Annotated in this window: 12 protein-coding genes; 9 read left to right on the top strand and 3 right to left on the bottom strand. The window is 47.7% G+C overall.

From position 1 onward, the window contains the following. Nucleotides 1-130: 130 nt before the first annotated feature. The 7 genes from B5M13_RS02205 (at nt 131) to B5M13_RS02235 (ending at nt 5,787) form a co-directional block, all read left to right on the top strand. Nucleotides 131-949, top strand: a complete 819-nt coding sequence (locus tag B5M13_RS02205; RefSeq protein ID WP_080054094.1) for a phytanoyl-CoA dioxygenase family protein — start codon at nt 131-133, stop codon at nt 947-949. Between the two features lie 62 nt (nt 950-1,011). Continuing rightward, on the top strand, nt 1,012-2,241 hold the full coding sequence (locus B5M13_RS02210; protein ID WP_080059763.1) for a sterol desaturase family protein: 1,230 nt from the start codon (nt 1,012-1,014) through the stop codon (nt 2,239-2,241). A gap of 45 nt (nt 2,242-2,286) precedes the next feature. Beyond that, nucleotides 2,287-2,913 (top strand): redoxin domain-containing protein, encoded by a 627-nt coding sequence (locus B5M13_RS02215; protein ID WP_080054095.1) that lies wholly within the window; start codon nt 2,287-2,289, stop codon nt 2,911-2,913. A gap of 29 nt (nt 2,914-2,942) precedes the next feature. Beyond that, on the top strand, nt 2,943-3,215 hold the full coding sequence (locus B5M13_RS02220) for a hypothetical protein (protein WP_080054096.1): 273 nt from the start codon (nt 2,943-2,945) through the stop codon (nt 3,213-3,215). A 13-nt stretch (nt 3,216-3,228) separates the two neighbouring features. Then, a complete protein-coding gene (locus B5M13_RS02225) occupies nt 3,229-4,389 on the top strand; it encodes a methionine aminotransferase (protein ID WP_080054097.1) in 1,161 nt (386 codons plus the stop codon). A 40-nt stretch (nt 4,390-4,429) separates the two neighbouring features. Then, a complete protein-coding gene (locus B5M13_RS02230) occupies nt 4,430-4,984 on the top strand; it encodes a carboxymuconolactone decarboxylase family protein (RefSeq protein WP_080054098.1) in 555 nt (184 codons plus the stop codon). Beyond that, nucleotides 4,984-5,787, top strand: coding sequence for a mycofactocin-coupled SDR family oxidoreductase (locus tag B5M13_RS02235; RefSeq protein ID WP_080054099.1), 804 nt, complete (start codon nt 4,984-4,986; stop codon nt 5,785-5,787). The genes B5M13_RS02230 and B5M13_RS02235 overlap by 1 nt, the downstream gene beginning before the upstream one ends. On the opposite strand, the gene B5M13_RS02240 is transcribed toward B5M13_RS02235, so the two are convergent. Together B5M13_RS02240 and egtB are read right to left on the bottom strand one after the other, a co-directional pair. Then, on the bottom strand, nt 5,773-6,756 hold the full coding sequence (locus B5M13_RS02240) for an L-histidine N(alpha)-methyltransferase (RefSeq protein ID WP_080054100.1): 984 nt from the start codon (nt 6,754-6,756) through the stop codon (nt 5,773-5,775). The genes B5M13_RS02235 and B5M13_RS02240 overlap by 15 nt on opposite strands. Nucleotides 6,757-6,834: 78 nt before the next feature. Beyond that, complete coding sequence (gene egtB / locus B5M13_RS02245; protein ID WP_080054101.1) at nt 6,835-7,998, bottom strand: ergothioneine biosynthesis protein EgtB; 1,164 nt, start codon at nt 7,996-7,998, stop codon at nt 6,835-6,837. Between the two features lie 344 nt (nt 7,999-8,342). Between egtB and B5M13_RS02255 the strand changes: the two genes are divergently transcribed. After that, a complete protein-coding gene (locus B5M13_RS02255; RefSeq protein WP_080054103.1) occupies nt 8,343-8,741 on the top strand; it encodes a PPC domain-containing protein in 399 nt (132 codons plus the stop codon). A gap of 640 nt (nt 8,742-9,381) precedes the next feature. Next, the gene (locus B5M13_RS02260) at nt 9,382-12,783 is read left to right on the top strand and encodes a PAS domain S-box protein (RefSeq protein ID WP_080054104.1); all 3,402 of its coding nucleotides are present in this window, start codon (nt 9,382-9,384) and stop codon (nt 12,781-12,783) included. Between the two features lie 71 nt (nt 12,784-12,854). On the opposite strand, the gene B5M13_RS02265 is transcribed toward B5M13_RS02260, so the two are convergent. Continuing rightward, nucleotides 12,855-13,922: a PLP-dependent cysteine synthase family protein gene (locus tag B5M13_RS02265; RefSeq protein ID WP_080054105.1), complete on the bottom strand. Its 1,068-nt coding sequence runs from the start codon at nt 13,920-13,922 to the stop codon at nt 12,855-12,857. Nucleotides 13,923-14,010 lie beyond the last annotated feature (88 nt).

Raw genomic sequence — 14,010 nt, forward strand, 5'->3', positions numbered from 1 at the left:
ACTGTTCTGTTTTTGATAAAGTATTTTTACTTACCAAATTTTTTCGGCAAACACTCAGTTTGCTTTTCATTAATCGATTTACTATACTAATTCTATATATTAAATAGTGAATCAAAAAACATGAACACCAATGGTACTTAACGAACCGCTAATTTCTCCACAATCAATCGACGGGCTGACGGCCGAACAGGTAGCTTCTTTTTCAAAAAATGGCTTCCTCCATATCAAAAATTTTGTGAGTCGGGATACCGTACGGCTTTTTATACAGGCGTTGCAGCGTATAGAAGCCAACTGGATTGCCGAGAAAGTAGATAAAATAAATGGCACGCCCATCAAATATGGTCGCGATGAACATGGCCAGCTTATTGTGCAACGGTTTGCCTTTGCCTCCTTATTCAGCCCTGTATTGAGTACCTTTCTGCAAAGCCCTGAATTGCAGGCACTGACAACGCTTTTGCGACCCTATGAAGGACGAATCAGCGAAGAAGAAAAGGATGGCCTGGTGGTGAATCATTACGTTCGTACTCCGGAGAGTAATTTTTCCAGAATGGGCTGGCATACCGATAGTCCGCGCGATCTGTTTCTGGGTCACCGAATCCGGCCCATGCTGAATGTGGGCCTTCATCTGGACGATTGCCCCCAAAGCAATGGCGGATTACGGGTTTTACCGGGTACGCATCGGCAAAATACCCTGATGACGCTCTTCCGTAAACGGCAATTTATTGATCATCGACCCGACCGACGCGAAGTTGGATTTGATATTGAAGCAGGTGACTTGACCATCCATAATGGTAGCCTCTGGCACCGGGTCGAGCAGTCGCCGAAGCTGGGGGCCGAAAGCCGACGTCGGGTGATGTACATTCCCATCATTACGGGTGATTATCAGCCAAAACATGCCGCCAGTAAAACGCCGTTTTACCATGTTCTAGGCGCAAAAATTCTTAAATAACGTTTCTGCTCGGGCGAGTTGTGGTAGCATCGACTCATCATTGACGATAAATGATTACAACCATGAATTGGCTTGCTTTTGCCATCCCGCTGTTCCTGTTTTTTATAGGTCTGGAATACCTTGTATCAAAGATTCAGAAAAAGAACTATTTCCGGTTTACGAATTCGGTAGCTAATCTGAACGTGGGTATTGCCGAGCGGTTACTCGATAGCTTTACGGTTGGGCTATTCTACTTTGTGTATGATTACCTGCACCGACATTACGCCCTGTTCGATATTCAGGCCAGTATCTGGACCTGGATCGGCCTATTGATTGCGACGGATTTTGTGTGGTACTGGTACCATCGGCTGGCGCATGAGATGAATGTATTTTGGGCCGTACATGTCGTGCATCACCAGAGCGACGATTTTAATTATACCGTTTCGGCCCGGATTACGGTGTTTCAGGCGGCTGTTCGTACGCTGTTCTGGTCTGTTTTGCCCATAATTGGGTTTCCGGCCGAAATGATCACGATTATTTTACTGGTACATGGACTATATCCTTTTTTTGTTCATACCCGTACAATTGGCAAACTGGGTTGGCTCGAACATGTATTCGTGACCCCTTCACACCATCGGGTTCATCATGCCAGTAATCCCGAATACCTGGATAAAAACTATGGCGATGTGCTGATTATCTGGGATAAGCTCTTTGGTACTTTTATTGAAGAGAAGGCAGAACCCGTGTATGGACTGACTAAGCCACTGGATAGCCATAGCTTTTTGTGGCAGCATTTTCACGGCTTGCTCGAAGTGTTTGTGGCTGCTTACCGCGCAACGGGCTGGTCGGCAAAACTAAAAATCATTTTTGGACGGCCCGATTTGATCGACCCAGGCATTCGGGCCGAACTGGAAGAACGGTTTTTAGCGACCGATGCGGTGAGTCGTTCGGCTGTAAACCAAAAAAGTCGACGGTTTCGCGGATATGTGGTTGGGCAACTGGCCGGTGCGCTGCTTATACTGTTTGTTTTTCTGCTTTTCGAAGCCTCCGTACCGGGACACCTTCAGTGTCTGACAGCCCTGTTTATTCTACTGACTCTGATCAACTGCGGGGCACTGCTTGAACAGCGTCAGTGGGTTCTTTACCTCGAAATCGGGCGGGTGGCCATATTGTGGCTGGGCCTATATGCTGTACTGGGCGATCCGATGCTGATTGTACTAGCCTACATTGGTGCTCTATCGTTATGGGCCTACTTCTCCCTGGTGCAAAAACGATACCTGCGTCTGATCTATGGACAACAGGCCATTTCATAATTGACTATACAGCTCACAGCTTAATAACCTAACATAACGACAGCGATGACTCTTGAATTTGAAAACGAACTAGGCCACATCCGCAGCGTAACCAGTGCGCTCAACCGCCCGAGAACGGCCCGTAAACGCCCATTGCTGACGGGCGATCTGGCGCCCTTCTTTAGCCTGACCGGCGCAGCCAGCGATTGGCGTGTTTCGGTATTTGGTCAGAAACCGACCGAGCAGGCTACATCAATTTTCGATCTGGTGGGCACGCGTCCGCTGATTGTCAGCTTTTATTGCCCCTGCTGGGGGCGGTATGCCAAGCCCTATCTTGAGTCGCTGGTTCGGCTCCATCAGCGATTATTGAGTGAAGATGCCGAATTGGTGGTGTTTTCCAATGAATCACCTAAAGTACTAGCTCGTCAGATACCAGACCTGGACTTTCGGGTAGCCTTCGATGCCGAATCGGCTGTAGCACAGCGGTTCGGGGTATATAGCGAGGATGATCCGGTTTGGGAGCGTATTTCGGGCATTTCGGAAGAAGCATTTACCCCGGCCTTGTATGTAATTGGGCCTGACCGCCAGATTGCCTACCATTTTCTGGATGACAATTTCGATCAGTCACTCGATTTGAAGGCCATTGCCCATGTCGTTCGTACGGTAAACGAAACGTCTTATGAAACGCATTGATCAACCCGAACATTCGCTGGAGACTTTGTATGTATATGGGACAAAACCATGAGGGGGCTGCATTCTTTCACCAACTGCCTTATGAAGACCAGTTAAACCTGATCTGGCGGCAGGGAAAGCTGATCGAAGCACGTCGAATTCCCGGATTCTGGCTGCATTTGTATGCGGTCAATGTATTTTTTGTTGAAATGTGGATTTGTCAGCGACGATACGATATCGAATTGCTGCGTGTTCTGGATCATACAAATGAATTAGAGCCGTATATTGACAAGATTTCGTTAACAGGTCTGTTGTCGTACTGACCGATTCGTACCTATGCATTCATCTATTGCACCGCGTTTGACCTCCAAGCTTCCTAATGTAGGCACCACGATTTTTACGGTCATGTCGAAGCTGGCTTCTGAGGTAGGAGCCATCAATTTGTCGCAGGGGTTTCCGGGTTTCGATTGCTCCCCCGAATTGGTTGGGCTGGTGGAAACTTATATGCGGAAAGGGTTCAACCAGTATGCACCCATGACGGGTGTGCCGGCATTACGAGAAGCACTGGCCCAAAAAACCTTCGAGCAGTATAAAGTAGCTTATAATCCTGATACCGAGATTACCGTCACGTCGGGTGCAACCGAAGCCATTTTTGCGGCTATCGCATCCGTTGTTCGTCCGGGCGACGAGGTGATCGTTTTGGAACCCGCTTACGATAGTTATGTACCGGCCATTGAACTCAACGGGGGCGTACCCGTATACGTAACCCTCACTCCACCTCAATATGCGGTTGACTGGGAAGTAGTTCGTCAGAAGATAACGGCTAAAACCCGGATGGTTCTGGTCAATACTCCCCATAACCCAACCGGCTATACCTGGACAACTGATGACCTGAATCAACTGGCCGAGCTGATTCGCGACCGCCCTATCTGGCTCATGAGCGACGAGGTATACGAACACATCCTGTTCGATGGCCGGACGCATCACTCGCTCATGACCCACCCTGAGCTTCAGGAACGTACGTTTGTGGTTGGCTCATTTGGGAAAACATTTCACATTACGGGTTGGAAAATCGGCTACTGCCTGGCACCGGCTGAACTGACCACAGAGTTTAGGAAGATTCACCAGTATCTGACATTCAGTACAGTTACGCCGATTCAGTATGCACTGGCTGATTACCTGCAAAATCCGACTCATTATCAGCAACTCCCCGACTTTTACCAACGGAAACGCGATGTATTTCTGGATGGATTGAAAGGCTCCCGCTTTACGTGTACCCCCGCCGAAGGCAGCTTTTTTCAGACGGTTTCTTATAAAGCCATCACCGACGAGTCGGATTATGAATTAGCTATTCGGCTCACGAAAGAGATTCGGGTTGCTGCCATTCCGGTTTCAGTGTTTTACCATCAGAAGAATGATTATAAAATACTCCGGTTCTGCTTCGCTAAAGACGATGCTATTCTTCAGGAAGCCGCCGAACGGTTGAGTCGATTGTAAAAACATCTCAGGTCTGTTCTGTATCTTAACCAGCTAGTGTATGCCCCGAATTACCCCCTTGCCCGCAACAGAAGCAACTCCCGACGTTCAGGAGGCTTTTGATGCACACGTTAGCGACTATCCGGGTAGCCGCATTACGAATATGAAAGCCACGCTAGGACGTTCATTGCTGGCGTTTCAGGTGTATATGCAATGGTATCCGCTCTACGAAGAGGTCAAGAAAATTCTTGGCCCTCGCCTGGCCTATCTCTATGCCCATGCCATCTCCGAAGGGTCTAACTGCCCGTTGTGTACGACGTTTTTCCGCCGGATCATTATCGATAATGGTGAGCAGCCCGAAAATCTCACGCTGACAGCTCATGAACAGGCGGTGATTGACTTTGGCAGTGCGATTGCTCAAAACAAAGGCACTATTGCCGACGAACTGTATGCGCCAATGGGCGAACATTATTCCGAGTCCCAACAGGTGATTTTGGTTGCTTTTGCGGGCCAGATGATTGCGACCAACGTATTCAACAATGTGCTGGAAGTGAACATCGACGAGTATCTATATCCTTATCTGCCGTTGACCGGCCCCATTCATGCGCAATCCTGATGGCTGATTTTCAGAATAAAGTGGCATTTATTACCGGAGCGGCTCACGGACAGGGAAGGGCCGTAGCTCTGGCGCTGGCTGGCGAAGGCGCTAGCATTGTGGCCTTCGATCTGGCTAAACCGATGGCGTATCCGGGCTATGCGCTCGGCTCGGAAAGTGAGCTGGATGGTCTGAAACGAGAAGTAGAAACGCTGGGTTCTCAATGTATGACTGCCCAGGGCGATGTTCGACGCGATGAGGATATTGTTCATGCCGTCGATGCGGCCGTCGCTCGATTTGGCCGAATCGACATTCTGTTCAACAACGCTGGTATTTGCGCCTATGGCCTTGCCCATGAACTACCAGAAGACGAGTGGGATGCCATGATCGACATTAACCTGAAAGGGGCCTGGCTAGTCGCTCGTCGGGTTATTCCGGTAATGATTCGGCAGCAATCAGGGGTTATTATTAATAATTCATCGATTGCGGGCCTGCGCGGTATGAATCGGCTGAGTCATTATGCAGCATCGAAATGGGGGCTGGTAGGGCTAACCAAATCCTGGGCTATTGAACTCGCTCCGCATAGCATTCGGGTTAATTCCATTCATCCGACCGGTGTAAATACGCCCATGAACGACGGTCTGGCCGCGCTGGAAGGCACTACCACGCAGGAAATTGCCGAACGGTCGGCGGGTAATCTGTTACCTGTTCCCTGGGTGGAACCTGAAGATGTATCGGCGATGGTACTCTATCTGGCATCCGACAAAGCCCGTTATGTTACAGGCGCTCAATTTGTGCTGGATGCAGGGTTATTGACCCGGTAATAATTCGGAATTGGGTACGCGCCATAGGACATCGGTAAATTGATGTCGGCAGTCAAAAAAAGCGTCGACCTGTTTAAATCCTGCTTGTAACGCCAGTTGGTGAATGTCCGCTAGGCTGTATTTCTGAGATACTTCCATATAGATCGGCTCATCCCAGTCAAACTTGATTACTGTGCCGTTGTCGAAAGTTACCTGTTGCGCACATCGGCTGATCAGGTAACTTTTGCAACTGCCCGCTATAGGGTCGTACATCGGATAGTGGGTAAACTGATCGGGGTTAAAATCAGCTCCCAACTCCCGGTTGATGCGATGCAACAGATTAAGATTGAATGCCTTGGTTAGGCCGCCCGCATCGTTATAGGCATTCAGTATCGTTTGAGGGTTCTTCTTGAGATCGAAGCCAACGAGTAAATGGTCGCCCTCTCGTAAAAACGATTTGAGCTGCTGAAAAAACTGGAGTGCTTCATCGGGAAGCATGTTACCAACGGTTGCCCCTAAAAACAACACCAGTTTGGGCTGGTCCGAAATCGTTTGTAGTTGCTCCAGTTGGGTAAAATACTCACCGGCCAGGCTACTGATCTGCATGCCGGGGAGCTTGGGGGTAAGTGTTTGTTTCAGATACGAAAGAATATCGGGCGAAATGTCGATTGGGTAATACTGCTGGCTACCGTTCATTCGCAGGGCTTCTTTTAGTAGAAAGATCGTTTTGGAGCCATCACCCGCGCCCAGTTCAACGATGTCAAATGGATGGTCAACATCCAGGCAGCGTTGCAGGATTTGCGAACTTTGTAGCACGAGAATTTCAGCTTCTGCTCGGGTCAGGTAATACTCTGGGCAACGCATAATCTGCTGAAACAACGCATCCCCCTTGGCATCATAAAAGTATTTTGACAGAAGGTATTTGTGAGGAGCGCTCAGCCCCTTGAGCACATCCTGCCGGAACGTACTAGCCACAAGTGTTTCGTTCATATCTTTCAAAACGTGTCGGGCGTTGTCAGGATGCCCGTTCCGAAGCGTTGAGCTTATAAAAATGACCGATTACGTTGATCAACAGGACCGGGCCAAGCGAATGCCTGTGAATTGCCAACGTAAAGGTGCGTGGAAAAAATTTCGATAAGTAGGTCGGCTATGTCCGGGTGTAGTCGCTTCGGAAGCGCCCCGAAGTACCATCTGATTGACCATGAATTTACCGTTGTATTCACCGATGGCTCCCTCGGCTTTCGTGAAACCAGGGTAAGGCAGGTAGGCACTTTCGGTCCATTCCCAACGGGCGCCCCACTCTATTCGGGTCTGCGCTACTTCCCATTCGGCTTCGGTGGGCAGGCGAACACCCCGCCATTGCGCATACGCCCAGGCTTCGTAATAGCTGATGTGGCAAACCGGCTGATTCTTAATCAGGGGTGTAAGGCCGTTGGATGTATACTGATACCATTCATTGTCTAATTGATGCCAATACAGAGGAGCTTTCACTGCATTGGATTTGACCCACTCCCAACCTTCGGCGTGCCAGTTGCGAAAATCCTGATACCCATCTGCCCGGATAAAATCCAGATACTCCTGATTGCTAACCAGTTCCTGACGAATCTGATAGGGAGCCAGATACACTTTATGACGGTTTAATTCATTATCGAAACAAAAACCCTCCCCAGTAGCCCCGATTTCATAAACACCTTCTGAGAGACTAACCCAGGATTCAGTCGTAATCGTAGGCACATCGGGTTTCGGATACTCCGTTGGATAAGCGGGAAGCAATGGATTGTTGCCCAGTATGTATTTAATATCGGTAATTAATAGTTCCTGATGCTGCTCCTCATGATTTAGTCCAAGCTGGATGGTGGCTTGTAAGGCGTCTGACAAGGGGCGCTGTTCGGTTAGAAAATGAATCATGGCGGTATCGACGTAGGATCGGTACGCCTGCACATCCGCTACCGAAGGCCGGGAGAGGTTCCCACGATCTGTACGAACAACCCGTGCACCAACAGTTTCATAGTAACTGTTGAAGACGTAATTGTACTGGCTATTGAACACCGAGTAACCTGCCGCGTTAGGAAGCAACACAAACGTTTCCCAAAACCAGGTAGTGTGGCCTAAATGCCATTTGGGCGGGCTAACATCCACAACGGGTTGAACGACAAAATCTTCGGCGTGCAGCCCCTGGCAAATGGCTTCGCTACGCGCCCGTACCTGCTGGTATCGCTGTACTAAATTCATAAACGATGTGATGTGATCACTTTTATGCAAAGGATATGGGTACTTTTTCAACCGGAAAATGAGGCAACACGTTTCCCGGATTGCAGACTTTTTTAGGAGCTATTTTTAAGGTAGTAACGCTTCCAGCCTGAAAGGATAAACGGTTGAACAGGCTCTTTGTTAACTCAGCCGATTTAAAGCGATACCATTCGCTCAGTCGTCCTGCATTTCCGACCATTCATCCAATTCGGCAACCGTTCCGGTAGTTTGTTATGCATAGTACCATCTACTGCCTATAACTTTGGTGCAACAAATCGGGACAGAACCCGACCTGCTTCGAACAATAACATAAACAACATACTACAATGAAAACGCTCATCAAATCCTTCGCTTTCGCTCTTACCCTGGGTATCGTTACATCGGCTGCTACCTTTGCTGAAACCAACCCCGGTAGTAACCCCGATAAAACGGCTTCATATCAGTCGGCGGTTTATACGACCAACAGTGGTAAAATTAGCATCGCGCTTGATAAACAGAAAGGCAGCACAGCCGACATTAAGTTGAAAAACAACAACGGTCAGGTGCTATATAGCTACCACCTCGGCAAAAATGAAAATACATACCGTAGCCGTTTAAGCGTAAATGAATTACCCGACGGTGTGTATCAGGTTGAGATTTCGAATGGTAGTGAGGTAACGACCCATACCGTAACCGTATCTACTCAGCAACCTACCGCCCCTAGCCGGGTTATCTCGCTGAAATAATAATTGATTCTAACAACACAAAAAGCGTCTCTGGAATTACCCAGAGACGCTTTTTGTGTTGTATTTATTTACTACTAAAGCCTTGATAGGCTTAAAGAATGTATGCTAATTTAGCTTATGGTATTGTTGGTAACAAGTTGAGCTTTAACTTGTCGGTTAAATAGTAGATGTTAAGCCGTAGCTTCTAACGGAGGTGGCGCCCCCAACGTTTCGTATTCCCAATCAACAGAAAGGAAGGAGAATGCGTAAAACTTTTCTGAAAACCTACTCAACTTATCAGAGATAAGCCTGCGTACGCTGTAGCACAGGCCATCAAATAGCGCCTGGTAATGTGCCCTGACTGATCGATTTCAGCAGAGTTTATGATCAACGTTCTATGAGAGCTACCCTTTATAAAGTAATATTTGTAATCTATCTCATAATATGTATAAATATTCCTGTAATGACGCGCTTCAACTGGCTGATTACCTGACCTTTTTTTAAAAAATACAGTCTATATAGAGTATTTGAAGTTTTCTGGATGGCTGGCAGAATTGATGACATTTAAATGGCTTATCTGGACTGAAGGTCAGGTCCTTTTTGTCGATGGGTAGCTTTGATTTCTGGTCAATCAGTTCTCCATATTAATTAACCTCACCGTATGGAGTATTCTCAGTTGCTTGTACGTCAGATTAACCGCTATTTACCCCTGGAGCTTCAGCAGCGGCCCGAGATGGCCAAATTCCTGGAGTCTGTTCAGCATTCATACCTTGCCTATGAACGGGACCGTGAATTAACCGAACGAGCCTTTGCTATTAGTGAAAAAGACTATATTGAGCTACACACCCGATTAAAACGTGAGCTGGAAGTAAAGAAACTTTCCGTTCAAAAGCTGGAAGAAGCTGTTAACACGATCAGTGGATCGGAAATCCAGACAGACTCCAACGATTTATTGGCAATAGCCCGGTTGCTTCATCAGCAAATCAACAAACGAAAAAATGCCGAGAAGATATTCACCTCCCTGATCACCAATATGGAGAATGGGGTTCTGGTAGAGGACGAAAATCGGGCTGTTGTCTTTACCAACCAGGTTTTTTGCGATTTATTTGCCATACCTGCATCGCCCGAGTCGCTCCAGGGCGTCGACTGTACCAATGCAGCCGAAGCGTCTAAACACCTGTTCAAAGACCCCGATTGGTTTGTTCATCGTATTAATACCATTCTGGCTGAGAAAAAGCTGGTTCGGGGCGAAATTCTGGAACTGGCAAATGGTAGTATTTACCAACGAGATTATATCCCCATATTTCTTGAAGAAAATTACAAAGGCCATCTCTGGAGTTATACCAACATAACCGAACAGAAGAAGAGCCGTGATGCCCTTGAGCAGAGTGAGTTGAAAAGCCGCCTGATTATGAATGGGGCTTTAGACGCTATAATTACGATTGACATTGAAGGAGTTATTACATTCTGGAATCCCCAGGCCGAAAAAATATTTGGATGGACAAGCCAGGAGGTACTTGGCCAGAAATTAGCCGACCTCATTATTCCGGCTGTCCATCGGAGTGGTCATGAACGGGGTTTACAAGACTATGTAAAAACGAAGAGAGGTGTTGTGCTGGGCAAACAACTAGAGCTATCGGCCATAAATCGTAGCCAAAAAACATTTCCTATTGAGTTATACATCATTCCCTTAAAGCAGGGGGATGATGAATTCTTCTGTTCGTTTATCCGGGACATATCTGAACGTAAAAAGAATGAATCCGAGCTGGAAAAACTATCGCTCGTGGCCAGTGCCAATAAAAACGGGATCATCTTCGTCGGCCTGGACAATAAAATTTTCTGGTCGAACGATGGCTTTCAAAAGCTCACTCAATGTGGTGTTGATCAGGTTGTAGGTAAGTCCCTGCTTGAGTTGTGCCGGGGGCCTCATACGGATACCACGGATCAGGCTTTTATGGACAAAGCGTTTAAAAACGGAGAAAGCTTTAGCCATGAAGGGGTTTATTACAGGCAGGATAAAAGCTGGTTTTGGGCGCGCATAAGTGGTCAACCCATTACCGACAGAGAGCAGACAATTACGCATTATTTTTTAATGGTGGAAGACATTTCCCAGGAAAAAATTGTGCAGCGACAGCTCAAAGAATATGAAGAAAAGTTGCGGATGGCGTTAACAAACGTTGGCGATAATTATTGGGAGCATGATTTTCGCACCCAGAAAACCTACTTTTCCAATCCAACGAACAAGTTATTAGGCTTTCCAATCGACCAGTCAACCGATCTCGCCAGTTTATGGTGGCGTCAGGTTCATCCGACCGATCGGCATTTACTGGAAGGAAATGACCGACAGTATAGAGCAGGCGTATTGACCCGCCATTCGATTGAATACCGGGTCATTCATAAAGACGGATCAATTAATTGGGTACTGGATCGGGGCGTAGTCATAGAGCAGGATGACGCCGGAAAACCGTTAAAAATCATTGGTACGCACATTGATATTACTCATCAGAAAGAGTTGGAAATCGCGCTCAAACGCGCCAAGGAAGTTGCCGAAGAATCAACTCGCTCAAAAGAACTGTTTCTGGCCAACATGAGCCATGAAATCAGAACACCCATGAACGCCATTATGGGAATGAGCAATCAACTCAAAAAGACCCCGCTAACCGATCAGCAGCTATTTTATCTTAACACGATCCAATCGGCTTCTGATAACCTTCTGGTTATCATCGACGATATCCTCGATCTATCAAAAATCGAAGCCGGTAAACTGACCATCGAACAGATTGGCTTTGAGCCTCATCAGGTTATTAAGAAGGTGATGCAAATTATGAGTCACCGGGCCGAAGAAAAAGGATTGTTATTTACGAATTCATTTTTCGATGACCGAATTGCACCCGTTTTAATAGGCGACCCTTACCGGCTAACACAAATATTTCTTAACCTGATTTCGAACGCGATTAAGTTTACAGATAAAGGTGGGGTCGATATACGGTGTCAGGTTATTGATGGAGAGGATACACAGCAAACCATTCGGGCAACAGTACAGGATACCGGTGTTGGTATGGATGAAGAGTTTGTCCAAACGATTTTCCAAACCTTCAGCCAGGAGGACGCTTCAATCAGCCGCCGTTTTGGCGGGACGGGACTCGGTATGAGTATCTGCAAGAATCTGGTTGAACTAATGGGGGGGCAGATACGGGTAGAAAGCCAAAAAGAAGCAGGTACCTGTGTGACATTTACTATTCCTTTTCGGAAAGGCGAATCCTGGCATTTGCCGCAAAAACAGCAGGAACAAATCAATACCGATTTGCTTTCGGGAAGTCAGATTCTGGTGGTGGACGATAACGAAATGAACCGGCTAGTGGCAGCTACCATCCTCAAAAATTATGGGGCCGTGATAGGGGAGGCACGGCAAGGGCTCGAAGCGATTGAAAAACTCGAACAGCAGCCTTACGACCTTGTTTTGATGGATGTTCAGATGCCGGTTATGGATGGCCTGGAAGCCACCCGCGAGATTCGGGCAACCTTAGAGAACCAATTGCCAATTATTGCTTTGACAGCCCTGGCCATACCGGGCGACCGCGAAAAGTTTCTGAAGGCTGGTATGAACGATTATCTGGCCAAACCGTTCGATGAGTCAAGTCTGCTGACTGTCGTAACAAAATGGTTGGGGAAAGACGAGTACATCCCGACGCCCCATGCCAAAGCTCAAAAGCAGGATAGCTTATTTGACCTGGCAGAACTGCGATCCATTGCTCAGGGCGATGAAGAATTTGTTTTGGAAATGGTTACCATGTTTATTGATCTGGCACCTGCAGGGCTGGAAGAGATTAAAACAGCGTATCAGGCAAACGACTTCAAAAAAGTTGGCCAGGTTGCTCATCGGTTGCACCCTTCGGTGGCGACACTTGGCATTCATTCTATAACCGATGTGCTGAAAGACATGGATAAAAATGCGGAAACCTACCAGGCTTCTTTACAATTGGAAAACTTAATTACAAAACTGGACGAAGTGATTACGGAGGTTGTGAGTCAGTTAGTAACGCATGTGGGCTTACGTTCCTGAGTGATTCAAGCAACGAAAGTCTTTACTTCGGTACGTGTGTACACCTTATGGTAGAAAGAACGCAAAATAGATCAGAATATACCCGGACGGCCGACTAGCAAGCGGCTGATTGGGCGGTAGTCAGTAAATTCGATATAGGGGGCTATATAACCCGGCTTAATGGGTTCTTCTTTGACCAGATCGGTGCTTAGGTATTTCTTATTGCTGTCGCAGAGGATCGTGACAACCCGTGCTTCGGAGCCCATCTCGGCCTGTAAATTGATGGCTCCAATCAGATTGGCTCCCGACGAAATCCCGACGGCCACGCCCAACTGTAAGGCTAATTTTTGGGCTACCAGAATCGAGTCGCCGTCGCTGGCCTGAACTACTGGGTCAAGTTCGTTTAGCTTCAGGATGTCGGGAATAAATTCATCGAAAAAGCCCTGAATACGGTGTGAGCCGGTTTTGTGCCCGACCGATAACGTGGGCGATTCGGCTGGTTCGAGTGGGTGGACGCGAATATCGGGTTTGCGCGACTTCAGATACCGCCCTACACCCATGACCGTGCCACCCGTTCCGACGCCAGCCACAAAGGCATCGGGCGTAATATCGACTCCCTGAAGCTGGAGCCAGATTTCTTTACCCGTAGTGAGCCGGTGGGCTTCAGCATTGTATTGATTGGCAAACTGACGGGGCAAAAATACATGCGAGTCGGCAGCTGCCATTTCTTCCGATCGTCGGATAGCGCCCAGAAAACCACCCTCTTCTTTTGTAAACAGAATAATATCGGCACCCAGACTTCGGATAATATCGATGCGTTCCTGACTGATACCGGCAGGCATGATGATGGTAACCGGGTGCCCCAGCGCCCGCCCAACGGCCGAAAACGCAATGCCCGAACTACCGCTGGTGGCTTCAATAATCCGGTCGCCGGGTTGGATATGCCCCTGACGATACGCCTGATGCAATACGTGCAAGGCCATACGGTCTTTCATGCTACCGGTCAGGTTGTAATGCTCGCATTTCACGTAGAGGGAACGGGGCTGGCCTTGGTAGGTATAAAAAAGCTCCAGCATGGGCGTGTTACCCACCAGATGCCAGAGGTGCTCGAACTTTTCCTGAATGGCCGGCTTAATCGTCATTTCGGAGGAAGTAATCATAGTGCTGATGAAAACTGTCGCTACAAATACGCAATTTTTTGCGAAAGAAGAGATAGAAGTTCATAAAGCTGCCGATAAGACCCCGTTT

The organism is Spirosoma aerolatum (genome assembly GCF_002056795.1).
GTDB classification, from domain to species: Bacteria; Bacteroidota; Bacteroidia; order Cytophagales; family Spirosomataceae; genus Spirosoma; species Spirosoma aerolatum.

Bases quoted from the DNA above. Each gene is read 5' to 3' on its own strand.
- B5M13_RS02225 (WP_080054097.1), top strand. From the start codon at position 3,229: ATGCATTCATCTATTGCACCGCGTTTGACCTCCAAGCTTCCTAATGTA.
- B5M13_RS02220 (WP_080054096.1), top strand. From the start codon at position 2,943: ATGTATATGGGACAAAACCATGAGGGGGCTGCATTCTTTCACCAACTG.
- B5M13_RS02265 (WP_080054105.1), bottom strand. From the start codon at position 13,922: ATGATTACTTCCTCCGAAATGACGATTAAGCCGGCCATTCAGGAAAAG.
- B5M13_RS02215 (WP_080054095.1), top strand. From the start codon at position 2,287: ATGACTCTTGAATTTGAAAACGAACTAGGCCACATCCGCAGCGTAACC.
- B5M13_RS02210 (WP_080059763.1), top strand. From the start codon at position 1,012: ATGAATTGGCTTGCTTTTGCCATCCCGCTGTTCCTGTTTTTTATAGGT.
- B5M13_RS02235 (WP_080054099.1), top strand. From the start codon at position 4,984: ATGGCTGATTTTCAGAATAAAGTGGCATTTATTACCGGAGCGGCTCAC.
- B5M13_RS02260 (WP_080054104.1), top strand. From the start codon at position 9,382: ATGGAGTATTCTCAGTTGCTTGTACGTCAGATTAACCGCTATTTACCC.
- B5M13_RS02255 (WP_080054103.1), top strand. From the start codon at position 8,343: ATGAAAACGCTCATCAAATCCTTCGCTTTCGCTCTTACCCTGGGTATC.
- B5M13_RS02230 (WP_080054098.1), top strand. From the start codon at position 4,430: ATGCCCCGAATTACCCCCTTGCCCGCAACAGAAGCAACTCCCGACGTT.
- B5M13_RS02205 (WP_080054094.1), top strand. From the start codon at position 131: ATGGTACTTAACGAACCGCTAATTTCTCCACAATCAATCGACGGGCTG.
- egtB (WP_080054101.1), bottom strand. From the start codon at position 7,998: ATGAATTTAGTACAGCGATACCAGCAGGTACGGGCGCGTAGCGAAGCC.
- B5M13_RS02240 (WP_080054100.1), bottom strand. From the start codon at position 6,756: ATGAACGAAACACTTGTGGCTAGTACGTTCCGGCAGGATGTGCTCAAG.